General features: G+C 61.5%; 22 protein-coding genes. 19 read left to right on the plus strand and 3 right to left on the minus strand.

Annotated elements, in window-relative coordinates:
- Nucleotides 1-382 precede the first annotated feature (382 nt).
- The 19 genes from G365_RS0100805 to G365_RS19780 all read left to right on the plus strand — a co-directional run bounded on the left by G365_RS0100805 (nt 383) and on the right by G365_RS19780 (nt 19,276).
- Nucleotides 383-748, plus strand: coding sequence for an NADH-quinone oxidoreductase subunit A (locus G365_RS0100805; RefSeq protein WP_019643594.1), 366 nt, complete (start codon nt 383-385; stop codon nt 746-748).
- Entirely contained in the window at nt 739-1,290 is a 552-nt protein-coding gene (locus G365_RS0100810; RefSeq protein ID WP_019643595.1) for a NuoB/complex I 20 kDa subunit family protein, read from the plus strand. The genes G365_RS0100805 and G365_RS0100810 overlap by 10 nt, the downstream gene beginning before the upstream one ends.
- A gap of 30 nt (nt 1,291-1,320) precedes the next feature.
- On the plus strand, nt 1,321-1,959 hold the full coding sequence (locus G365_RS0100815) for an NADH-quinone oxidoreductase subunit C (RefSeq protein WP_019643596.1): 639 nt from the start codon (nt 1,321-1,323) through the stop codon (nt 1,957-1,959).
- A gap of 1 nt (nt 1,960) precedes the next feature.
- Complete coding sequence (locus G365_RS0100820; protein WP_019643597.1) at nt 1,961-3,145, plus strand: NADH-quinone oxidoreductase subunit D; 1,185 nt, start codon at nt 1,961-1,963, stop codon at nt 3,143-3,145.
- Nucleotides 3,142-3,741, plus strand: a complete 600-nt coding sequence (gene nuoE, locus G365_RS0100825; RefSeq protein ID WP_019643598.1) for an NADH-quinone oxidoreductase subunit NuoE — start codon at nt 3,142-3,144, stop codon at nt 3,739-3,741. The genes G365_RS0100820 and nuoE overlap by 4 nt, the downstream gene beginning before the upstream one ends.
- A complete protein-coding gene (nuoF, locus tag G365_RS0100830) occupies nt 3,741-5,018 on the plus strand; it encodes an NADH-quinone oxidoreductase subunit NuoF (RefSeq protein WP_019643599.1) in 1,278 nt (425 codons plus the stop codon). Before nuoE ends, nuoF begins: the two co-directional genes overlap by 1 nt.
- 16 nt (nt 5,019-5,034) lie before the next feature.
- Nucleotides 5,035-7,104, plus strand: a complete 2,070-nt coding sequence (nuoG, locus tag G365_RS0100835) for an NADH-quinone oxidoreductase subunit NuoG (protein ID WP_019643600.1) — start codon at nt 5,035-5,037, stop codon at nt 7,102-7,104.
- The gene (gene nuoH, locus G365_RS0100840; RefSeq protein WP_019643601.1) at nt 7,097-8,113 is read left to right on the plus strand and encodes an NADH-quinone oxidoreductase subunit NuoH; all 1,017 of its coding nucleotides are present in this window, start codon (nt 7,097-7,099) and stop codon (nt 8,111-8,113) included. The genes nuoG and nuoH overlap by 8 nt, the downstream gene beginning before the upstream one ends.
- Before the next feature lie 20 nt (nt 8,114-8,133).
- Nucleotides 8,134-8,622 (plus strand): NADH-quinone oxidoreductase subunit NuoI, encoded by a 489-nt coding sequence (gene nuoI, locus G365_RS0100845; protein ID WP_019643602.1) that lies wholly within the window; start codon nt 8,134-8,136, stop codon nt 8,620-8,622.
- Between the two features lie 86 nt (nt 8,623-8,708).
- Nucleotides 8,709-9,317, plus strand: coding sequence for an NADH-quinone oxidoreductase subunit J (locus tag G365_RS0100850; RefSeq protein ID WP_019643603.1), 609 nt, complete (start codon nt 8,709-8,711; stop codon nt 9,315-9,317).
- A gap of 2 nt (nt 9,318-9,319) precedes the next feature.
- Complete coding sequence (nuoK, locus tag G365_RS0100855; RefSeq protein ID WP_026344985.1) at nt 9,320-9,628, plus strand: NADH-quinone oxidoreductase subunit NuoK; 309 nt, start codon at nt 9,320-9,322, stop codon at nt 9,626-9,628.
- 11 nt (nt 9,629-9,639) lie between these two features.
- Nucleotides 9,640-11,571: an NADH-quinone oxidoreductase subunit L gene (nuoL, locus tag G365_RS0100860; RefSeq protein WP_019643605.1), complete on the plus strand. Its 1,932-nt coding sequence runs from the start codon at nt 9,640-9,642 to the stop codon at nt 11,569-11,571.
- Between the two features lie 6 nt (nt 11,572-11,577).
- Nucleotides 11,578-13,092 carry an NADH-quinone oxidoreductase subunit M gene (locus G365_RS0100865; RefSeq protein ID WP_019643606.1) on the plus strand — a complete coding sequence of 505 codons (1,515 nt, stop codon included), beginning with the start codon at nt 11,578-11,580 and terminating at the stop codon, nt 13,090-13,092.
- A 31-nt stretch (nt 13,093-13,123) separates the two neighbouring features.
- Nucleotides 13,124-14,560, plus strand: coding sequence for an NADH-quinone oxidoreductase subunit NuoN (gene nuoN / locus G365_RS0100870; RefSeq protein WP_019643607.1), 1,437 nt, complete (start codon nt 13,124-13,126; stop codon nt 14,558-14,560).
- A gap of 61 nt (nt 14,561-14,621) precedes the next feature.
- The gene (locus tag G365_RS0100875; RefSeq protein ID WP_019643608.1) at nt 14,622-15,335 is read left to right on the plus strand and encodes a biotin--[acetyl-CoA-carboxylase] ligase; all 714 of its coding nucleotides are present in this window, start codon (nt 14,622-14,624) and stop codon (nt 15,333-15,335) included.
- Nucleotides 15,336-15,431: 96 nt separating this feature from the next.
- Nucleotides 15,432-16,205, plus strand: coding sequence for a type III pantothenate kinase (locus G365_RS0100880; RefSeq protein WP_019643609.1), 774 nt, complete (start codon nt 15,432-15,434; stop codon nt 16,203-16,205).
- Nucleotides 16,202-17,884, plus strand: a complete 1,683-nt coding sequence (locus tag G365_RS0100885) for a ribonuclease J (protein WP_019643610.1) — start codon at nt 16,202-16,204, stop codon at nt 17,882-17,884. The genes G365_RS0100880 and G365_RS0100885 overlap by 4 nt, the downstream gene beginning before the upstream one ends.
- A 112-nt stretch (nt 17,885-17,996) precedes the next feature.
- A complete protein-coding gene (gene mce, locus G365_RS0100890) occupies nt 17,997-18,401 on the plus strand; it encodes a methylmalonyl-CoA epimerase (protein WP_019643611.1) in 405 nt (134 codons plus the stop codon).
- 425 nt (nt 18,402-18,826) lie between these two features.
- On the plus strand, nt 18,827-19,276 hold the full coding sequence (locus G365_RS19780) for a hypothetical protein (RefSeq protein ID WP_019643612.1): 450 nt from the start codon (nt 18,827-18,829) through the stop codon (nt 19,274-19,276).
- A gap of 26 nt (nt 19,277-19,302) precedes the next feature.
- On the opposite strand, the gene G365_RS0100900 is transcribed toward G365_RS19780, so the two are convergent.
- From G365_RS0100900 to G365_RS0100910, 3 genes are all read right to left on the minus strand, one after another.
- Nucleotides 19,303-21,024 (minus strand): EAL domain-containing protein, encoded by a 1,722-nt coding sequence (locus G365_RS0100900; protein ID WP_019643613.1) that lies wholly within the window; start codon nt 21,022-21,024, stop codon nt 19,303-19,305.
- Nucleotides 21,025-21,173: 149 nt separating this feature from the next.
- Entirely contained in the window at nt 21,174-22,154 is a 981-nt protein-coding gene (locus G365_RS0100905; protein ID WP_019643614.1) for a 2-hydroxyacid dehydrogenase, read from the minus strand.
- Nucleotides 22,151-23,323 carry a M20 aminoacylase family protein gene (locus G365_RS0100910; protein ID WP_019643615.1) on the minus strand — a complete coding sequence of 391 codons (1,173 nt, stop codon included), beginning with the start codon at nt 23,321-23,323 and terminating at the stop codon, nt 22,151-22,153. Before G365_RS0100910 ends, G365_RS0100905 begins: the two co-directional genes overlap by 4 nt.
- Nucleotides 23,324-23,477: the final 154 nt, after the last annotated feature.

Genomic DNA, 23,477 nt, shown 5'->3' on the forward strand with positions numbered 1-23,477 from the left:
CCTGCGTACCTTCTTTGCACGGCTTTTCCGTGGCGAAAATCTGTCAGCCCTGTGGCGGACAGATCCAGCGCCCCCGGGCTGACGTACAGACTGAAGATCCTGACTGGGGATGGATTTTCAGTCGGGAGGGACGCTGACAGAGGGCGCGTCGGGCCACGGTAGCCGCGCCCTGCCTGAACAGGCAGGGCCGCCCCGGGCGAACCACTTGTTTTTGGCACGGGGGTGTGTGCCGCCTGAAGGATTGCTGCCGGACCGGCTTCCCGCATGGGGCGTCGCCCGGCCTGCCGTGTTTATCAGCGTATCCGGTCTTCGGGGGCGTTGAGGCAGCATGCAAGGCGCTTCAGGCTGCCAGCCGCCGCAGCAGGAGGTTGGAGCTACGCTCATGGAGAACTTGCTCCGCGAGTACCTGCCGATCCTGATCTTCCTCGGGATCGCGGTCGCCGTCGCAGGGATTGCCGTGCTGGCATCCTACATCGTTGCCCCGCAGCGCCCGGATCCTGAGAAGGATTCGGCATACGAGTGCGGCTTTGAGGCGTTTGACGACGCCCGCGCCCGTTTCGACGTGCGCTATTATCTGGTGGCCATTCTGTTCATCATCTTCGATCTGGAAGTTGCCTTCCTGTTCCCGTGGGCGGTGTCGTTCGGCGACGTCGGCATGCTCGGGTTCTGGTCGATGATGGTGTTCCTGGGCGTGCTGACCATCGGCTTCGTTTATGAATGGAAGAAGGGAGCACTCGAATGGGAGTGACCGGCCAGACTTCCGCTCCGGGTGCGCTGCCCGCCGCCGGGGCCAATCACGCCGCTTTCGCCGACGTGGTGAATGCCGAGCTGCAGGAGCGCGGCTTCCTGCTGTCCTCCGTTGACAGTCTCGTCAACTGGGCCCGTACCGGCTCGCTTTGGCCGATGACCTTCGGTCTGGCCTGCTGCGCGGTGGAGATGATCCACGCCTACATGCCCCGCTATGACCTTGACCGTCTGGGCATCGTGCCGCGCCCGTCACCGCGTCAGTCTGACGTGATGATCGTCGCCGGGACCCTGACCAACAAGATGGCCCCGGCGCTGCGCAAGGTCTATGACCAGATGGCAGAGCCGCGCTGGGTGATCTCGATGGGCTCCTGTGCCAACGGCGGCGGGTATTACCACTACTCGTATTCCGTTGTGCGCGGCTGTGACCGCATCGTGCCGGTGGACGTCTACGTTCCGGGCTGTCCGCCGACCGCCGAAGCGCTGGTCTACGGCATCATGCAGCTCCAGAAGAAGATCCGCCGCACCGGCGGTCTTCACCGCTGATGCAGGTTTGAGGAAGGGGTCGGGTTGACCATGAAACTGACCGACGAACAGATGCAGGCCCTTGGCGATCTGCGCGATCACGTGTCCTCCCTGCTGGGGCAGGACCTGATCAGCGCCGAAATCGCCAAGCAGGAACTGATCATCACCGTGGTGCGCGGCAGCATCGTGAAGGTGCTGACCACCCTGCGCGACGACGTCAACTGCCGGTTCTCGCAACTGGTGGAGCTGACGGCGGTGGATTACCCGCAGCGTGAAGAGCGCTTCGACGTGGTTTATTGCCTGCTCAGCATGAAGCACAACCAGCGCATCCGCGTGAAGGTTTCCACCGACGAGAACACTCCGGTGGCCTCGGTGGTGCCGGTCTTCTCGACCGCCAACTGGTTCGAGCGTGAGGTGTGGGACATGTACGGCGTGTTCTTCGCCGACCATCCCGATCTGCGCCGCATTCTTACCGACTACGGCTTCCAGGGGCATCCGCTGCGCAAGGACTTCCCGCTGACCGGGCATGTCGAAATGCGCTACGACGAAGACCAGAAGCGCGTTGTCTATGAGCCGGTCAAGCTGGTTCAGGACTTCCGCAACTGGGACTTCCTCAGCCCGTGGGAAGGCATGACCACCCGCTGGCTGCCGGGTGACGAAAAGGCCACCGCCAAGGCCGAGGGGAAGTAAGATGAGCGAAACGCAAATCAAAAACCTCAACATCAACTTCGGTCCGCAGCATCCGGCGGCGCACGGTGTGCTGCGTCTGGTGCTGGAGCTGGACGGCGAAGTGGTGGACCGTGCGGATCCGCACATCGGCCTGCTGCACCGCGGCACCGAAAAGCTGATCGAGCACAAGACCTACGTGCAGGCTCTGCCGTACTTTGACCGTCTCGATTACTGCTCCCCGATCAATATGGAGCATTCCTACGTTCTGGCGGTTGAAAAGCTGCTGGGCATCGAGGTGCCGGAACGCGGCAAGCTGATCCGTACCCTGTTCGCGGAACTGGTGCGCATCGGCAACCATCTGCTGAACGTGCCGTCCTACGCCATGGACGTCGGCGCGATGACCCCGATGCTGTGGGCCTTCGAAGAGCGCGAGCTGATCTTCGAATTCTGCGAAGCGGTCTGTGGTGCGCGTATGCACATGGCCTACTTCCGTCCGGGTGGGGTCTCGCAGGATCTCCCGGCGGGTCTGGCGGAGCGGATCCGTCTGTGGGCCAACGAGTTCCCGAACTATGTCCGGGACATGGAAACCATGATCACCAACAACCGCATCTTCAAGCAGCGGACGGTGGACATTGGTGTCGTGACCCCGGAAGAGGCGCTGGACTGGGGCTTCACCGGCCCGAACCTGCGCGCTTCGGGCTTTGCGTGGGATCTCCGCAAGTCGCAGCCCTATGACTCCTATGAGGAGATGGACTTCGACATTCCGATCGGCAAGACCGGCGACTGCTACGACCGCTATCTGGTCCGCGTCGAGGAAATGCACCAGTCCCTGCGCATCGTTCACCAGTGCCTTGACCGCCTGGAGAAGGTGAAGGGCCCGGTGAAGACCGACGACCGCAAGGCGACCCCGCCGAAGCGTGGCGAAATGAAAGGCTCGATGGAAGCCCTGATCCATCACTTCAAGCTGTTCACCGAAGGCTTCCATGTTCCCGCCGGGGAAACATATGTGGCCACCGAGGCCCCGAAGGGGGAATTCGGCGTGTACCTCGTCTCCGATGGCAGCAACCGGCCGTACAAGTGCAAGATCCGCTCGCCGGGTTATGTGCACCTGCAGGCCATGGACCTGATGTCCAAGGGTCACATGCTGGCCGATATTCCGGCCATCATCGGCTCCATTGACGTCGTTTTCGGTGAGATTGACCGATGAGTTCGCATTATCCCGATCCCAACGTGCCGCAGCCGGAAACCTTCGCTTTCACCCCGGAAGTGATGGAACAGGCCAAGGTGTTCATCGCCAAGTATCCGGCGGGCCGTCAGCGCTCCGCCGTGATGCCGCTGCTCGATCTGGCCCAGCGTCAGGACGGCTGGCTGTCCCGCGCTGCCATGGACTACATCGCCGGTCTGCTCGGCATGCCGCCGATCAAGGTGTACGAGGTCGCGACCTTCTACACCATGTACCGGCTGCGCCCTGTGGGTAAGCATCACGTCCAGCTGTGCACCAACATCTCCTGCTGGCTGCGCGGCTCTGACGACGTGAAGCGTGCCGCCGAGGAAGTGTTTGGCATTGGCTTCGGCCAGTCCAACGACGAAGCCACCCTCGAGGAAGTCGAATGTGCCGGGGCCTGCGTGAATGCGCCGGTGGCCCAGATCGGTGACGACTACTACGAAGATCTGACTTACGACAACGCCAAAGCCCTGTTCCAGGCGCTGAAGGATGGCAAGCCGGTGCAGGTCGGCTCGCAGATCGGCCGTCAGACCTCCTGCCCCGAAGGCGGCCCGACCACTCTGAAGGGAGATGCCTGATGCTTCAGGATAAGGATCGCATCTTCACCAACCTGTACGGCATTCAGGACCCGTTCCTGAAAGGCGCGCAGGCCCGTGGTGACTGGGATAACACCAAGGCGATTCTGGACAAGGGTCCGGAATGGATCATTGACCAGATGAAGGCTTCCGGTCTGCGTGGCCGTGGCGGCGCGGGCTTCTCCACCGGCATGAAGTGGTCCTTCATGCCGAAGGAAGTCGGTGAGCGTCCGCACTATCTGGTGGTCAATGCTGACGAGGGCGAGCCGGGGACCTGTAAGGACCGCGACATCATGCGCCACGACCCGCATAAGCTGGTCGAAGGCTGTCTGATCGCCTCCTACGCCATCCGTGCCCACACCTGCTACATCTACATCCGTGGTGAGTTTTACCGCGAGGCGGAAGCCCTGCAGCGGGCCATCGACGAAGCCTATGCATCTGGCCTGATCGGCAAGAACGCCTGCGGTTCCGGCTGGGACTTTGACCTGTTCATTCACCGGGGCATGGGTGCCTATGTCTGCGGTGAAGAAACGGCCCTGATCAACTCGATCGAAGGCAAAAAGGGTCAGCCGCGCCTGAAGCCGCCGTTCCCGGCGGGTGTCGGGGTGTTCGGTTGCCCGACCACCGTGAACAACGTCGAATCCATCGCGGTGGCTCCGACCATTCTGCGTCGTGGTGCTGACTGGTTCGCCGGTCTTGGCCGCCCGAACAACACCGGCACCAAGCTGTTCTGCATCTCCGGGCACGTCAACAAGCCGTGCAACGTCGAAGAAGAGATGGGGATTCCGCTGAAGGAACTCATCGAGAAGCACTGTGGCGGCGTGCGCGGCGGCTGGGATAACCTGCTGGCGATCATTCCGGGCGGGTCTTCCGTTCCGATGCTGCCGAAGAGCATCTGCGACGACGTGCTGATGGACTTTGACAGCCTGCGCGCCGTGCAGTCGGGCCTTGGCACCGCTGCCGTGATCGTGATGGATAAGTCCACCGATCTGGTGCGGGCGATCACCCGTCTCGCCAAGTTTTACATGCATGAAAGCTGCGGGCAGTGCACCCCGTGTCGCGAAGGCTCCGGCTGGATGTGGCGCGTGATGGAACGCATGTCTCAGGGCCGCGCCAGCGTCGAGGAAATCGACATGCTGTTTGACGTGTCCAAGCAGATTGAAGGCCATACCATCTGCGCTCTCGGCGACGCCGCCGCGTGGCCGATTCAGGGCCTGATCCGTCATTTCCGTCCGCAGATCGAGGAACGCCTCGGTCGTCGGGCGCAGGCCGCCGAATAAGGAGGATCAGAGGGTTATGCCCAAACTGACGATTGACGGAATCGAAGTCGAGGTGCCTGCTGGCACCACGATCCTTCAGGCGGCTGAGCAGATCGGGATTGAAATCCCGCGTTTCTGCTATCATGAGCGCCTGTCGATTGCCGGTAACTGCCGTATGTGTCTGGTCGAAGTGCAGCCGGGTCCGCCGAAGCCGGCGGCCTCCTGCGCCATGCCGGTCGCCGAAGGGATGACCGTCAAGACCAACAGCCCGATGGCGGTCAAGGCCCGTAAGGGCGTGATGGAATTCCTGCTGATCAACCATCCGCTTGACTGCCCGATCTGCGATCAGGGCGGCGAGTGTGATCTGCAGGATCAGGCTGTGGCCTTCGGTTACGACCGTTCCCGCTACACCGAGCAGAAGCGTGCGGTGCAGGACAAGTACATGGGCCCGCTGGTGGCAACGGAGATGACCCGTTGCATCCAGTGTACCCGGTGTGTCCGTTTCGCGCAGGAAGTTGCCGGTGCCCCGGATCTGGGCGGTGTCAACCGTGGCGAGCACATGGAAATCACCACCTACGTGGAAAAGGCCATCGGGTCCGAGCTGTCGGGCAATCTGGTGGACCTGTGCCCGGTGGGTGCGCTGACCTCCAAGCCCTACGCCTTCAATGCCCGCCCGTGGGAACTGAAAAAGACCGAAAGCATCGACGTGTTTGATGCGGTGGGCAGCAACATCCGTGTTGATGCCCGCGGCAACGAAGTGCTGCGTGTGCTGCCGCGTCTGAACGAAGACGTGAACGAGGAATGGCTGGGCGACAAGAGCCGCCACGCCATCGACGGTCTGCGCCGTCAGCGCCTCGACACCCCCTATGTCCGCAAGGACGGCAAGCTGGTTCCGGCCAGCTGGCAGGAAGCCTTTGCTGCCATCGCCGCCAAGGTCAAGACCACCAGCGGCGCCAAGATGGCTGCCGTTGCCGGTGACATGGCCGATGCGGAATCGATGGTCCTGCTGAAGGACCTGCTGACCGCCCTTGGGTCGCGCAGCTTCGACTGCCGTCAGGACGGTGCGGTGTTCGACCTGTCGAACCGCCTGTCGTGGCAGTTCAATTCCGGCATTGCCGGGATCGACGAGGCCGATGCCATTCTGATCGTCGGGTCCAACCCGCGGTGGGAAGCCCCGGTTCTGAATGCCCGTCTGCGCAAGCGTTACCTGACCGGCAAGGCCAAGTTCGCGCTGATCGGTGAAGCCACCGATCTGACCTATAAGGTTGACCATCTCGGTACCGGTCCGGATGCCCTGAAGGCTGTGGCTGACGGCTCCTCGCCGTTCGCTGCGGTGCTGAAGGCTGCCCAGAAGCCGATGATTATCCTCGGCATGGGGGCCCTGACCCGCAAGGACTCAGCCGCTGTTCTGGCGCTGGCTTCGCAGGTCGTGGACAGCTGTGGTCTGGTTAAGGACGGCTGGAACGGCTTTAACGTGCTGCACACCGCCGCTGCCCGCGTCGGTGGTCTGGAACTCGGTTTTGTGCCGGGTGCCAATGGCCGTGACCTCGAAGGCATTCTGTCGGGTGCCGAAAAGGGTGAGCTGGACTTTGTCTATCTGCTCGGTGCTGACGAAATCGACACCAAGCGTCTGGGCAAGGCTTTTGTGGTGTATCAGGGCTCCCACGGGGATGCCGGTGCGATGCGCGCCGACGTGATCCTGCCGGGTGCCGCCTACACCGAAAAGAGCGGAACCTACCTGAACACCGAGGGCCGGATGCAGCGCACCGCCCGCGCCGTGTTCCCGATCGGGGAAGCCAAGGAAGACTGGACCATCATCCGGGCACTGTCCGAGGTGCTGGGCCACACCCTGCCGCAGAACACTCTGGCGCAGGTGCGCGACCGTCTGGCCGCCATCAGTGCCGTGTTCGATGAAGATACCGCTGTGCCGGCCGGTAAGTGGGGCGCTTTTGGCGCTGCCGGTACCACCGATGCCGCGGCCTTCGAAAGCCCGGTCAAGAACTACTACATGACCGATCCGATCAGCCGTGCCAGCCGCACCATGGCGGAATGCACGGAAGTCTACGTGAACGGCAACCAGAAGCGGAAGACGGGAACCCATGGCTGACCTCTGGCAAGGCTATATCTGGCCGGGCATCATCATTGTTGCCCAGATCCTGGCGATTGTGCTGCCGCTGCTGGGGGCCGTCGCTTACCTCACCCTGATGGAACGCAAGGTCATCGGCGCCATGCAGATGCGCCGTGGCCCCAACGTGGTCGGACCGTTCGGTCTCTTCCAGCCGCTGGCCGATGGCCTGAAGCTGCTGCTGAAGGAAACCGTGATCCCGACCGGCGCCAGCCGTGTCGTGTTCATTCTGGCCCCGATGATCACCTTTATCCTCGCGCTGATCGCGTGGGCGGTGATCCCGGTTAATGCCGGGTGGGTTCTGTCTGACCTCAACGTCGGGGTGCTGTACCTGTTCGCGATTTCTTCGCTGGGCGTGTACGGCATCATCATGGCGGGCTGGGCATCCAACTCCCGTTACGCTTTCCTCGGTGCCATGCGCTCTGCGGCGCAGATGGTGTCCTACGAAGTGGCGATGGGCCTGATCATGATCTCGGTTCTGCTGACCGTCGGCTCGCTGAACCTGACCAAGATCGTGGAAGCGCAGGCCAACAGCGTGTGGTTCATCATTCCGCATCTGCCGATGGCGGTGATGTTCTTCATCTCCACCCTGGCCGAAACCAACCGTCACCCGTTCGACCTTCCGGAAGCGGAAGCGGAGCTGGTGTCCGGTTACAACGTCGAATATTCGGCGATGACCTTCGGCCTGTTCTTCCTGGGTGAATACGCCAACATGATCCTGATGAGCGGGATGACCACCATCCTGTTCCTCGGTGGCTGGCTGCCCCCGGTTGATATCGCGCCGTTTAACTGGATTCCGGGTCCGCTGTGGTTCCTGATCAAGGTCGTGCTGCTGCTGTACGTCTTCATCTGGGCCCGTGCCGCCTTCCCGCGTTACCGTTATGACCAGCTGATGCGTCTGGGTTGGAAAGTGTTCCTGCCGGGTTCTCTGCTGTGGCTGGTGCTGACTGCTGGTGTGCTGAAGGCCACCGGCTGGACCCCGTGGAACTGAGTGGAAGGGAGAACGGCAAAATGGCTTTCATCGACCGTACCGTCCGGTCCTTCCTGCTGACCGAAATTCTGCAGGGGATGTCGCTGACGCTGAAGTATTTCTTCAAGCCGAAGGTGACCATCAACTACCCGATGGAAAAGGGCCCGCTGAGCCCGCGTTTCCGTGGTGAACACGCGCTGCGCCGCTACCCCAACGGGGAAGAGCGCTGCATCGCCTGTAAGCTGTGTGAAGCGATCTGCCCGGCACTGGCCATCACCATCGAAGCCGAACCGCGTGATGACGGCAGCCGCCGTACCACCCGCTACGACATCGACATGACCAAATGCATTTACTGCGGCTTCTGTCAGGAAGCCTGCCCGGTGGATGCGATTGTCGAAGGGCCGAACTTCGAGTTCGCCACCGAAACCCGCGAAGAGCTGCTCTATAACAAAGACAAGCTGCTTGCGAACGGGGACCGGTGGGAGAAGGAACTCGCCAAGCGCATCGAACTTGATGCGCCCTACCGTTAAGGCGAGGCCCGGGACACCATGAATTCTCAAGGCACTATTATGTCTCTGGTCAAGATGCCCGCTCAGCGGGCGGGGGAGGGGAACAGATGATTATCCAGGGTCTGGCTTTCTATCTGTTCTCCATCATCGCCGTTTTCTCGGCGGTGATGGTGATCACCGCCCGCAACCCGGTCCATTCCGTGTTGTGGCTGATCCTCACCTTCTTCAATGCTGCCGGTCTGTTCGTGCTGATGGGCGCTGAGTTCCTCGGCATGCTGCTGGTCGTCGTCTATGTCGGCGCGGTTGCGGTGCTGTTCCTGTTCGTGGTGATGATGCTTGACATCAATACCCTGAACCTGCGGGAAGGCATGGCCGAATACATGCCGGTCGGTGCCGCCATCGGTGTGGTGCTGTTCGCCGAAATCGCCGCCATCACCGGCGGCTGGATGCTGGCCCCGGAAGTGGAGGCCGCCCGTGCGCAGCCACTGGCTGATCCGGGGGCTGTCTCCAACATTCAGGCGCTGGGGAACATCATTTACACCGACTACATTTACCTCTTCCAGGCGTCGGGTCTGGTTCTGCTGGTGGCGATGATCGGTTCGATCATGCTGACCCACCGCACCCGTCCGGGTGTGCACAAGCAGAACATCACGGCGCAGCTTGACCGTGGCCGCACGGTGGAGCTGAAGAAGGTCTCGACCAGAGGGGGCATCTGATGCTGACCATCGGGCTTTCGCACTATCTTTCGGTCTCGGCAATCCTGTTCGTTCTCGGGGTGATCGGGATTTTCATGAACCGCAAGAACGTGGTCATCATCCTGATGTCCATCGAGCTGATGCTGCTGTCGGTGAATGTCAATATGGTGGCGTTCTCGACCTTCCTCCACGATCTGGTCGGGCAGGTGTTCAGCCTGTTCATCCTGACCGTTGCCGCTGCTGAAGCGGCGATTGGTCTGGCGATCCTGGTCGTGTTCTTCCGCAACCGTGGTTCCATCGCGGTTGAGGACATCAACCAGATGAAGGGCTGAGGAACCACGCAATGTACGTCGCAGCAATCTTCCTGCCGCTTCTGGCGGCGATGATCGCCGGGTTCTTCCGCCACATTCTGGGGGACCGCGGGGCGCAGCTGGTGACCACCGGCTCAGTCATGGCATCTGCCGCCATGTCGATCATGATTTTCATCGAGGTTGGCCTGAACGGTCAGCCGCAGACCATTCAGCTTTTCAAGTGGATCTCCTCCGGGGATCTGCAGGTGTCCTGGTCCGTCCATGTCGATACCCTGACCGCCGTCATGCTGGTGGTGGTCACTTCGGTGTCGTCGATGGTGCACCTCTATTCGTGGGGCTATATGCACCATGACAAGTCGGTGCCGCGCTTCATGGCTTACCTGTCTCTGTTCACCTTCATGATGCTTATGCTGGTGACCTCCGACAACCTCGTGCAGCTGTTCTTCGGCTGGGAAGGCGTGGGTCTCGCGTCCTACCTGCTGATCGGCTTCTGGTACGAAAAGCCGTCGGCCAACGCCGCCGCCATCAAGGCCTTCGTGGTCAACCGTGTCGGTGACTTCGGCTTCGCGCTGGGGATTTTCGGGGTGTATTTCCTGTTCGGCTCCGTCGAATTCAAGGAAATCTTCGCCGCAGTTCCGGAATATGCTGACGCCACTGTTACCTTCTTCGGCATTCAGGCGCATGCCCTGACCATCATCGGTCTGCTGCTGTTCGTCGGTGCGATGGGGAAGTCGGCGCAGCTTGGCCTGCACACCTGGCTGCCGGATGCGATGGAAGGCCCGACCCCGGTGTCTGCCCTCATTCACGCCGCCACCATGGTGACCGCCGGTGTGTTCATGGTCAGCCGCATGTCGCCGCTGTATGAATATGCCCCGGACGCGCTGGCCGTTGTCGCCGTTGTCGGTGCCACCACCGCGTTCTTCGCTGCCACCGTCGGCTGCACCCAGAACGACATTAAGCGCGTGATCGCGTATTCCACCTGCTCGCAGCTGGGCTACATGTTCTTCGCCATCGGTGTGCATGCCTATCAGGCCGCCGTGTTCCACCTGATGACTCACGCCTTCTTTAAGGCGCTGCTGTTCCTCGGTGCCGGTTCTGTCATTCACGCCATGTCTGACGAGCAGGACATCCGCAAGATGGGCGGGATCTGGAAGCACATTCCGGTCACCTATACCATGATGTGGGTCGGTTCGCTGGCTCTGGCCGGTATCCCGTTCTTCGCCGGTTATTACTCCAAGGACATGATCCTGGAAGCGGCTTATGCCGCGCACTCCGGCCCGGGTATGTACGCTTTCGTCCTCGGCATCGCTGCCGCCGGTATGACCGCGTTCTATTCCTGGCGTCTGCTGATCCTGACTTTCCATGGTAAGCCGCGTGCGAATGAGCATGTGATGGGCCACATCCATGAAAGCCCGCCGGTCATGCTGATCCCGCTGCTGGTTCTGGCTGTCGGGGCCCTGTTCTCCGGCTATGTCGGCTATGATCTGTTCGTCGGTGAAGGCCGTGAGGCGTTCTGGGGCGAGGCGATCAAGGTTCTCGACGCCACCGACTCTGTTGCCCACGCCCATCATGTTCCGTCCTGGGTGAAGCTGCTGCCGCTGTACATGAGCGTCGGCGGGATTGCTCTGGCCTACGTGCTGTATCTGTTTGCTCCGGGCATCCCGGGTGTTATCGCCCGCGTGTTCCGTCCGGTTTATCTGTTCCTGCTCAACAAGTGGTACTTTGACGAACTGTATGACCGCATTTTCGTGCGTCCGGCGTTCGTTCTGGGCCGCCACTTCTGGAAGGGCGGGGATGGTGCGCTGATCGATGGCGTCGGCCCCGACGGGATTGCCGCCGCCACCCGTGACATCGCGCGTCGCGTGTCGCGGGCCCAGTCCGGCTACCTGTATCACTACACCTTCGCCATGATCCTTGGTGTTGCGGTGTTTGTGACCTGGTTCCTGATGTCAAAGGCAGGATAAGCACCGATGACCGACCTTCCCTTGCTGTCACTCGTCACCTTTCTTCCTCTGGTCGGCGCGGCGTTCATTCTGTTCGTCCGTGGTGATGAGGCCGTGGTTGCGCGCAATGCCCGCAACGTGGCCCTGCTGACCTCTTTGGCCACTTTTCTGCTGTCGTTGGCTCTGTGGCAGGGGTTCAACCCCGCCACGGCTGACTTCCAGTTTGTTGAAAAAGTGCAGTGGCTGCCCGACTGGGGCATCAACTATCACATGGGCATTGACGGCATTTCGCTGTTCTTCGTCCTGCTGTCCACCTTCCTGACCCCGATCTGCATTCTGTCGACCTGGGGCGCGGTGGAAAAGCGCGTGAAGGAATATATGCTGGCCTTTCTGGTCCTTGAGACCTTTATGGTCGGCATGTTCTGCGCGCTGGACTATGTGATTTTCTATATCTTCTTCGAAGCGGTCCTGATCCCGATGTTTATCATCATCGGGGTGTGGGGCGGTCCGCGCCGTGTCTACGCCGCGTTCAAGTTCTTCCTCTATACCCTGTTCGGTTCGGTGCTGATGCTGGTTGCTCTGCTGGCGATGTTGTATGTCGCCGGTACCACTGACATCCCGACCCTGATGCAGACCCGTTTCCCGTATGAAATGCAGCTGTGGCTGTGGCTGGCGATGTTTGCTTCCTTCGCGGTGAAGGTGCCGATGTGGCCGGTTCATACCTGGCTGCCGGATGCCCACGTGGAAGCCCCGACCGCCGGTTCGGTCATTCTGGCCGGTGTGCTGCTGAAGATGGGGGGCTACGGCTTCATCCGTTTCTCCATCCCGATGCTGCCGGAAGCGACTGAATTCTTCGCCCCGATGGTGTTTACTCTGTCCATCATCGCCGTCATCTACACCTCGCTGGTCGCGCTGGTGCAGGATGATATGAAGAAGCTGATCGCCTATTCCTCTGTTGCCCACATGGGTTTTGTGACCATCGGTGTGTTTGCCCTTAACCAGCAGGCCATCGAAGGTGCGATCTTCCAGATGCTGTCCCACGGGGTGGTGTCCGGTGCGCTGTTCCTGTGCGTCGGTGTGGTCTATGACCGCCTGCACACCCGTGAAATCGCCCGGTACGGCGGCCTGTCCAACACCATGCCGAAGTACGCCACCATCTTCCTGTTCTTCACCATGGCCTCCGTCGGCCTGCCGGGTACCGCCGGGTTCGTCGGGGAATTCATGGTCCTGCTGGGGGCGTTCCAGACCAGCACCTGGGTTGGCCTGTTTGCCGCCACCGGTCTGATCCTGGGCGCGACCTATGCGCTGCTGCTGTACCGCCGCATCTGCTTCGGCAAGCTGGACAAGGAAGACCTGAAGGCACTGCTGGATATGAGCCCGCGCGAAATCGCGATGTTTGTTCCGCTGATCCTGATGGTGCTGTGGATGGGGATTTATCCGTCCTCGTTCCTTGATCCGATGCATGCGTCGGTCGTTCACCTGATCGAGAACTATCAGTCCGCGCTGGCGGCCGCCAACGGCGGTTCGGTTGCCGCGAACTGACGACGGGCAGGCAGAAGAAGGTATAGACACAATGACTGTGATCGCAAACCTGGGTGCTGCTGCTCCCGAGTTGTTCCTGGCAGGGGCGGGGATTGTCCTGCTGATGCTGGGTGTGTTCCGCAAGACCGACGCGACCGCGCAGGTCGGCTGGCTGGCCGTCGCCGCGCTGGTGGCTGCTGCCGGTCTGGTGCTGACTGGCTCGAAAGGGCCGGTCACCCTGTTCAACGGCCTGTTCATCACCGATGGTTTCGCCGTGTTCGCCAAGCTGGCGACGCTGGGGGCCTCGGCCCTGACCCTGATCCTGTCGCTGTCGTGGCTGGCTCAGGAACAGGTGAAGAAGTTTGAGTATTCCGTCATCGTTATCTTCGCCACCCTTGGCATGCTGATGATGATCTCCGCCAATAACCTGATGAGCCTGTACCTCGGTCTGGAACTGCAGGGGCTGGCGGCTTACGTTCTTGCCGCGTTCAAGCGCGATAATCTGAAGTCCACCGAATCCGGTCTGAAGTATTTCATTCTGGGCTCGGTTGCCTCCGGTCTGCTGCTGTACGGTATGTCGCTGGTCTACGGTTTCACCGGCACCACCAGCTTTGATAAACTGGCGGAAGTGCTGTCGCATCACCCCTCTACCGGTGTGATGGTCGGTCTGGTGTTCATGCTGTCCGGTATGGCGTTCAAGGTTTCTGCCGCGCCGTTCCATATGTGGACCCCTGATGTGTACGAAGGCGCCCCGACCCCGGTCACCGCGTTCTTCGCCATTGCCCCTAAGGTGGCGGCGATTGCCCTGTTCATCCGCCTTCTGGCCGGTCCGTTCTCTGATCTGGTCGGCGCGTGGCAGCAGGTGGTATGGCTGATCTCGATCCTGTCGATGGCCATCGGTGCCTTCGGTGCGATCAACCAGACCAACATCAAGCGTCTGCTGGCGTATTCGTCCATCGGTCACATGGGTTATGTGCTGGTCGGCCTGACCGTTGCCTCGCCGGAAGGCGTGCGTGGCGCGCTGGTCTACCTTGCCCTGTACGTGTTCATGAACGTCGGTGCCTTTGCCGTCGTGCTGTCGATGCGTCAGAAGGGCCGTGCGGTTGAAGGTATCTCTGATCTCGCCGGCCTGTCGCGGACCTCGCCGGGTCTGGCCGCCGCGCTGACCATTTTCATGTTCTCGATGGCCGGTATTCCGCCGCTCGCCGGGTTCTTCTCCAAGCTGTACGTGTTTATGGCGGCGGTGAAGGCCGGGATGTTCGGTCTGGCAATCATCGGTGTTCTGACCTCGGTGGTGTCGGCGTTCTATTACATCCGCGTCATCAAGATCATGTACTTCGATGAGCCGGTGGATAGCTTCGACCGTCCGGCGACTGCCAACACGGTTATCCTGTGGGGGACCTCTGCCGTCACCCTGCTGTTCTGGCTGTGGCCGGCGGCGCTGATTAACTCGGCGCAGACGGCGGCTCAGGTCCTGTTCCCGGGCTGATCCCTTGGACACGGCGAATGAGCGTGTAAGCCGCGAGGCGCTGCCCAATGGGTGGCGCCTTGTGCTTTTGCAGGAAACCGATTCCACCAATCAGGAACTGCGCCGCCGCCGCGACAGCGACCCGGGGGAGGGGCTGGCCGTGATGGCAGCCCGTCAGACCAGCGGGCGCGGGCGACGCGGGCGGGAATGGTCGAGCCCGGAAGGCAACCTGTATCTTTCGCTGCGGCTGGACAGCCGCCCCGGCGGTCTGGCGACGGCAGCCCAGTTGTCCTTTGTGGCAGCGGTGGCCCTGTCTGATGCACTGCGGGAAGTGGCGCCGCACGTGCCGATTCGGTGCAAATGGCCGAACGATCTGCTGATCAACGGTGCGAAGGTATCCGGTATTCTGCTGGAAAGTGATGACCCATATGTCATTGTCGGCATTGGGGTTAATCTGGCGTGGTCGCCTCCCCCCGGGCAGGCCCTGTATGCGGCGACCAACCTGCGGCAGGAAGGGGCGGCTGTCTCCCCGGAAACTTTGGCCGCCGCGCTGTGCCGCCATATGGCGGCCTGTGTCGGCCTGTGGCGCGATGCCGGTTTCGCCCCGATCCGGGCGGCATGGCTGGAGGTGGCACAGGGGCGGGGGCAGACGGTGATTGCCCGGCTGCATGACGGTACAGAACAGCAGGGAGAGTTCGTTGACCTTGACGCCGATGGGGCGCTTGTGTTGCAAAGCAACATGGGGCGCAGCCGTATCATGGCTGCCGATGTCTTTTTCGGGCCATCGTCAGGCTGACAGGCTGCGCGGAGAACAGAGGGGTTGGGTCATCCTGAAAAGCCCCCGGAGGAAACAGCAACGGCCGGTGAACCGGACGAGAGAGCGGAGTCAGAAATGCTTCTGGTGATTGATTCCGGTAACACCAATACGGTGTTTGCCGTGTATGATGGTGATGAGCTGCGTGGCGAATGGCGGTCTTCGACCCGGTCTGACCGGACTGCCGACGAATACGGCGTCTGGCTGTCGCAGCTGATGCAGTTCATTAACCTGAAGCGCGAAGATATCGACGCCGCCATCATTGCCTCGGTGGTTCCGGCGAACCTGTTTACCCTGAAGACCCTGTGCCGCCGCTATTTTGATACCGAGCCGCTGGTCATCGGTGAGCCGACGGTGGATCTGGGGCTGCAGATCATCATGGACCGTCCGGAGGAAGTGGGGGCTGACCGGCTGGTTAACGCTGTCGCCGCCCACGTTAAGTACAACGGCCCGCTGATTGTCATTGATTTTGGCACTGCCACCACGTTCGATGTGGTGGATGGAGAGGGAAACTATCACGGTGGCTGTATTTGCCCCGGTATCAACCTGTCACTGGAGGCGCTGCACATGGCGGCTGCCCAGTTGCCGCGGGTGGCAGTCGGCCGCCCGGCGCAGGTTATCGGCAAATCCACCGTACCGGCCATGCGCTCCGGGATTTACTGGGGTTACGTCGGCTTGATCGACGGGCTGGTCAAACGCATATCGGAAGAATTCGGCGCCCCGATGACGATCATCGCCACCGGCGGACTCGCCCCCCTGTTTATCGAGGCCACAGAGGCCATTCATCACCTTGATCAGGATCTGACCCTTCGGGGCCTGGTCGAGATTTACCGAAGAAATAAGGCAGCATGAGCGACAAAACCCTCCCGCAGATCCGGCGGGCCCCGAAAGATGGTCTGGTGTTCCTCCCCCTGGGCGGCACCGGCGAAATCGGTATGAACCTCAACGTCTACGGCTGCAACGGCAAGTGGCTGGCGGTGGATATGGGGGTCAGCTTCGGTGACGATCTGATCCCCGGTGTCGATGTGGTGATGGCGGATCACCTGTTTCTGGAAGAGCAGGCTGACGATCTGGTCGGTATCGTCATCACCCATGCGCACGAAGACCATATCGGCGCGGTGGCTTACATGTGGCCTGACCTGCGGTGCCCGGTCTACGCCACCCCCTTTGCGGCCGAATTTCTGAAGCTGAAGCTGAAGGAAGAAGGCATCGACAGAGAGGTGCCGGTGCATGTGGTGCCGCTGGGGGGCAAGATTTCCCTTGATCCGTTCGAGGTGGAATTTGTCTCGCTGACCCACTCGATCCCCGAGCCGAACGGCCTGATGATCCGCACCCCGCATGGCAATGTCTACCATACCGGCGACTGGAAGCTGGACCCGGAGCCGCTGGTCGGCCCCGACGCCGATACCAAGCGCCTGCGGGAGCTGGGGGATGAAGGGGTGCTGGCGGTCATCAGCGACAGCACCAACATCATGAATCCGGGCCACTCCGGGTCTGAAGGGGAGGTCCGGCGCAGCCTGACCGAGGTCATCGGCCAGTATGGCGGCAAGGTGGCGGTGTCCTGCTTTGCGTCCAACGTGGCGCGTCTGGAAACGGTGATCGGTGCGGCCCGGGCCAATGGCCGTCAGGTCTGTCTGGTCGGGCGCTCTCTGTGGCGGATCGTTGATGTCGCCCGTGAGTGCGGCTATCTGCAGGATGTCGGCCGCCTTCTGGAAGCCGAGCAGGCAGACCGGCTGCCGGACCGCGAAGTGCTGTATATCTGCACGGGCAGTCAGGGGGAGCCGCGGGCGGCGATGACCCGTATCGCCTGGGGGCACCACCCCTATGTCAAGCTGGGGAAGGGCGATGTCTGCCTGTTTTCCTCCCGCGTGATTCCGGGTAATGAACGCGCCATCTTCCGTCTGCATAACCAGCTGGTGCGTGAAGGCGTTGAGGTGGTGACTGACCGCGATGCCTTCATTCACGTCTCCGGTCATCCGGGGCAGGAAGAAGTGGCGGAGCTTTACAGCCTGTTGCGTCCGCAGATGGTGATCCCGGTCCATGGCGAACGCCGCCATCTGCAGGTTCATGCCGATTTTGCCCTGAATAAGGGCGTGTCGGAGGCTGCGGTGATCGACAACGGCGACGTGCTGCAGCTGGCCCCCGCTGGCCCGAAGGTGATTGCTTCGGCCCCGGTCGGTCGGCTGACTGTTGACGGCGACCGCATTGTGCCGATGGATAGCCCGGTGCTGAAGGATCGCCGTAAGATGGTGACAAACGGTGCGGCGGTGGTGACGCTGGTGCTGGATGGCACCCGTCTGGTGGCAGACCCGCTGGTGACCACCCACGGCCTGTTCACCCCGGACGATGACGAGGAAGGCGGCAGCGATACTCTGGTCCGCGCGGTGCGGGATGCGGTGGAGCGTCTTGACCGTCGTGAGAAGACCGATGACGGTGCTGTACAGGAAGCCGCCCGTCGGGCGCTGCGCAAGGTGCTGCACCTTGATCAGGGCCGTAAGCCGGTGACCGATGTGCATCTGGTCCGGCTGTAATCTGTGACTTTGGGCCGGGAGAAATCCCGGCCCCACTTTTATAAAAAGCACCCGGACCAACCGGGATCCGTCGGATGAAAACGATCTGAGATTACTGGAGAGGATAAGAAAGATGATCGGACGCCTGAATCACGTTGCCATCGCGGTACCGGATCTGGACGCTGCCACCGCCACCTATCGCGATGTGCTGGGGGCCAAGGTTTCCGCCCCGGTTCCGCAGACTGCTCACGGTGTGACCGTGGTGTTTGTCGAGCTGGATAACACGAAGATCGAACTGCTCCATCCGCTGGGAGAAAACAGCCCGATCGCCGGTTTTCTCGCCAAGAACGCCAGTGGCGGCATCCACCATGTCTGCTACGAAGTCGCCGATATCTATGCCGCCCGCGATAAGCTGAAGGCGGAAGGGATGCGGGTTCTGGGGGATGGCGAGCCGAAGATTGGTGCCCATGACAAGCCGGTTCTGTTCCTTCATCCGAAGGACTTCAACGGAACCCTGGTTGAGCTGGAACAGGCCTGAGGCTGACAAAACCCCCGCAGCAACCGCTTCGGGGGTTTTTTGTTGATAGCCCTTTGCGCGGCATGAAAAAAAGGCGGAACCCGCAGGCTCCGCCTTTTCTGTGCGCGATTTTCGCTGCACCCGGTCTTTGACCGGTGGCCTGTCTCCAGACCCGCCGCTTATGCGGCATTCCTCCCTAAACTCGGGCTGCCGGAGACGGGGGCGACGAATTGTTTGGTTCGTCAAGCCCGGCCATCTGTTTCGGCCCCTGCTGGTAGAGAGAAGATATGCAGGAAGCGTATTCTTGTCACGCGAAAAATGCATGGCTAAGAAAAAAGAGTGACTTTTTTATGACCAGATTGATCACAAAATGGGCGGGGTAGGCTTTTCGGGTGTCCGGGGCTATCATGGGTGGGTTGGCAGTGACGCAGCCCTAGGAACAGATCATGCGGATACAGGCTTTTTGGCACGCAGCAGCCATCGCAACCGGCATCGGTCTGCCGCTGCTGTTCTCTCTTCCCGCTCCGGCAGCGGAAAACTATGTCGGTATCAACCCGTCAGCCTGCCGGAAGGTCACTGTCGGCAGCACCAGTGCGGATGTTGAGTATAAGCCCGGTGTTGACGTCAATGGCCGGGCCGTGGTCCCGGCGGACGGGCCGGGGGGCAGCCTTGATCCGGCTGCGGGCCGGAAGATGCTGGAGGTGATCCGCATCCCGATTACCGTCGATCTGGCCAAGCGCATGGGGCTGGGGGCCGGTGGCACCAAGTTTGGCAGTGAGGTGCCGCTGGGGGAAGTCACGCTGCGCAATGGGCAGGTGTATCTGGATGGTGCGCCGCTGACCAACAGCGAGCAGCAGCAGATCAACGATGCCTGCCGCCGGGCTGGGTTCCGGTAAGGGAAGGGGGCCGTAGCCCCCTTTGATCAGTAGCGGCTGACCAGTGTCCGTTCCAGCCCGCTGCGGTCCGGCAGCGGAGCCAGACGGAAGTTGAACACGTCAGGCATCGGACGGCCGAAGAAATACCCTTGCCCGAACTGGACCCCGACATCATTCAGCAGCCACATGGTACGGGCATCTTCAACCATTTCACCGATGCTCTGGATGCCCATATCGGTGGCCAGCTGTGCCATTGCTTTCAGGAAAGGGATGCCGTAGCGGGTGTTGAAGGCATCGCGGATATAGCTGCCGTCGATCTTTACAAAGTCAACCTGCAGTGCCTTCAGATACTGAAAAGCGGCAGCCCCGGCCCCGAAATCGTCAATCGAGATCTTACAGCCGAAGGAGCGCAGTTTCTGCAGAATGCGGTTTGCGGCTTCCAGATCCTTCAGTTCTGACGATTCTGTCACCTCAAACATCAGGCGGGGCAGCACATCGCGGTTTTCTGCCAGCATCAGCAAAAGCTGCTGTACAAAGCCGTCATTACTGAGGGATTTACCGGACAGATTGACGGCAACCGATGCCCGTGGCTGCAGCTTCCGGCTTTCTTTCAGCATGAAGATGGATTTGCGCACCACCATCAGGTCAAATTCGTTGACCACGCCGAACTCTTCGGCGAAGCCGATAAAGCGGGCCGGCAGGAACAGTTTGTCGCCCTGCACCATACGGGCCAGTGCCTCGTAATGATGGACGCCCCACGCCTTCAGGTCGATGATCGGCTGCAACACCAGCACAAAATTGTCAGAGGTCAGGGTCTGCCGGAAGGCGTTGACCTTGGTCAGCGTTTCGTTGATGGCTTCGGTATAGCTGTCTTTGATCGAACGGATGGCGAAATCTTCGCCCCCTTCCTCGACAAAGCGGTTGATCGTGTAGACCAGCGCCTTGGAAATATCTTCCGCCGTCAGGCTGTCAGCACTGAGATCAAGCGTTGAGGCGTTGACCTGAATCCCTTCTCCCGCAGGGTCAAACAGCGAGGCAATCTCAGAAATGCGGGAGGTCACCTGTTCCGGCTGCAGGTTTTTGTCGTGAATGACCCCGTATTTACCGTTTTCCAGCACGCCGACGGAGTTGCCGCCCACCGACCAGGCGCGCAGATAGGATTCCACGCCTTCGATAAACTGTTCAACGGCTTCAGGGTCGAGGCGGTCTTTGATCGAGTTCTCGTCGAAGTCGATCAAGGTCATCCGCACATCTTCACCGAACCGCTCAGCATCTTCCAGCCGCCGCGCGGCCAGACGGGCGAATTCGTCCCCGTTCTGGGGGATTGGTTCGGGAATGGTGGTCGGGGCCTGATCGCCCTTGGTGCCGCCACCGTCGCGGCCGGTGTAGTCGCCCCGCTGGGCCCGGCTGAGGGTGAGGAATGTGGTGCCGGGCCGTTCGGGGAACGTGATCCCGCTGAGGATGCCGCGGAAGGGCTCGTTTTTACGCAGGAAGTGCAGGCGGGTGCGCTCCATGCGCCCGGCATTCTGGATCCGCCGCATCAGTTCCTGAAGGGTCACACGGTCGCCGGGGGCAACCAGAGCGTCGATCTGCAGCCCGACCAGTCTGTCGCTGCTGACCCCGAGGAGATGTTCGGCGGTGCCTGCGGAATAGGTGATCCGGTATTCGGAATCGAGTTCCATCAGCACTTCTGCCCCGGCGAAGGCAAAAGCGATGAAACGGTCCCTCTGTTCTCTCAGACGGGTCACCTGATCGATCGGCTGCGCCATACTGCTTGTCATCCCCACGCGGATCGCACTCATTACCCCGATAATACACCGGGTTATTCAAACGCACAAAACAGTCTGCACGATAGCGGTGGGAAAGATGGATAAGCAATGATCCGTATGGCCTACACCGCCTAAGCGGGATGGCTGAGTTATAAAGCGTTCGTCGGGGATCTGCCCGAGAGATCTGATTGTATACTATCAATAACGCAGGCGCCCATCGCCACGCGGGTTTCCACCGTGGCGCTGCCCAGATGGGGCAGGAGGAAGGTGTTGGACAGCCCCCGGTAGTCCGGGTGCAGGTCCGGCTCCCCGGCGAACACGTCCAGCCCGGCAGCGGCGAGGCGGCCGCTGCGAAGTGCGGTGATCAGATCGGCATCGTTGACCACGGCCCCACGGGCGGTATTGACCACGATAGCCCCCGGTGGCAGGCGCTCAATCCGGTCGCGATCCAGAAAGCCGGTGGTTTCCGCCGTCGCCGGGCAATGCAGGGACAGCACATCGGAGACTGTGAGCAGGCTATCGGCGGTCGGATGGAAAACGGCCCCCTGTTCCTGATCCGGGGGAAGGCGGCTGCGGTTGTGGTAATGGATTTCCATGCCAAAGGCGCGGGCCCTGACGGCCACAGCCTGCCCGATCCGCCCCATGCCGAGGATGCCAAGCCGCCTGCCCCCCAGATGGGTGCCCATCATGTGGGTGGGGCGCCAGCCGGTCCAGCTGGCGCTGCGGATTTCGCGTTCTCCTTCCGATGCGCGGCGGGCGGCACCAAGGATCAGCAGCAGAGCAATGTCGGCGGTGGCATCTGTCAGAACGCCGGGGGTGTTGGTGACGGTCAGCCCCCGGGCTTTCGCGGCGGCAATATCGATATGGTCGTACCCGACAGAGAAGGTGGCGATCAGCCGCAGGCTGTCCGGCAGGGTGCTGATCGTCTCCGCACTCAGGCGGTCTGTCGGCGTCACCACCAGCGCCACCGCCCGGTTCCGGTCGCAGCGGCTGACCAGTTCGGCTGCGGGCAGGGGGGTGTCATCGGTATTGGTGATAACGGTGTACTGACCGGTCAGCTCTGCTTCTGTCGCCGGGGGCAGGCGGCGGCTTAAAACAATAACCGGCCGGGCGGGCTGTGCTGCTGTCATTTCGGCAATGCTCTCTCGACCACCCGCACGAACAGGCTGGCTCCGCCGGGCAGGATGGCGTCGTTGAAGTCATAGAACGGATTGTGCAGGCCGCTGCATCCGTGTGGCCCACCGTGGCCGTTACCGATATAGGCATAGCAGCCCGGCACCTGTTGCAGATAATAGCTGAAGTCTTCGGCAAACATCGCCGGGGCCTGCACCTGCACCTGTTCCGGCCCGAACACATCGACGGCGGCCTCGCGGACCAGTGCGGCCGGGCCGTCCCAGTTTACGGTCGGCGGATAGCCGGTGATATACTGCACATCGACGTCAACGTTATAGGTGGCGGCGATCCCGGCAGCGATGGCGCGCATCCGCTGTTCCGTTGCCTGCCCGACGGTGCTGTCAAAGTGGCGGACGGTCCCGGCAAGCCATGCACTGTCGGGGATGACATTGCCGGTGTCTCCGGCATGAAACTGGGTGACGGAAACCACCAGCGTATCCGTCGGTTTGGTATTCCGCGACGCAATGGTCTGCAGGGCCGTCACCAGCGCCGTGCCGGCGACGATGGGGTCACGCACCAGATGCGGGGCGGCGGCGTGGCCGCCATGACCGGTGACGGTGATGGTGAAGCGGTCGGCGGCGGCCATCACCGGGCCGGGGGCAACGGCAAACGCCCCGGCATCAATGCCCGGCATATTGTGCATGCCGTAGATGGCCTCGACCGGCCAGCGGGTGAACAGGCCATCGTCGATCATCGCCTTGGCCCCGGCCCGGCCTTCCTCAGCGGGCTGGAACACCAGCACCACCTGCCCCCGGAAGGGCCGCGCTTCGCACAGATAGCGGGCCGCCCCCAGCAGCATGGCGGTGTGGCCATCGTGGCCGCAGGCGTGCATCTTACCGGCGTGGACCGATTTATAGGTACGGTCTTCGGCCATTTCCTCGATCGGCAGGGCGTCCATATCGGCCCGCAGGGCGATGGACGGCCCATCGCCGTTGCGGATCACCCCGACCACCCCCGTACCGCCGACCCCTTCGGTCACCTCATCAACCCCGAATTCCCGCAGCAGGGCAGCAACCCGCGCAGCGGTCCGGTGTTCCTCGTAGGCCAGCTCGGGGTGCTGATGGATGTCGTGACGCCACGCTTCCATCTCCGGGCTGAAGGCGGCAATGCGGTTGATAACGGCCATGGGTTCCGTCCTGAACGCAAAAACGTCAAAAAATTAAGGGCTTTACGGAGGGTAAAGCCAGCGTGTCCAAAGTCTAAAGGTGGGGTTCGGAAAGCGAAAGTCAAAAAAATGTCACTCGGCAGGCAGGACCGGGGGTGTTGCCCTTGTCCGGCAG

The organism is Novispirillum itersonii subsp. itersonii ATCC 12639 (genome assembly GCF_000381985.1).
GTDB classification, from domain to species: Bacteria; Pseudomonadota; Alphaproteobacteria; order Rhodospirillales; family Rhodospirillaceae; genus Novispirillum; species Novispirillum itersonii.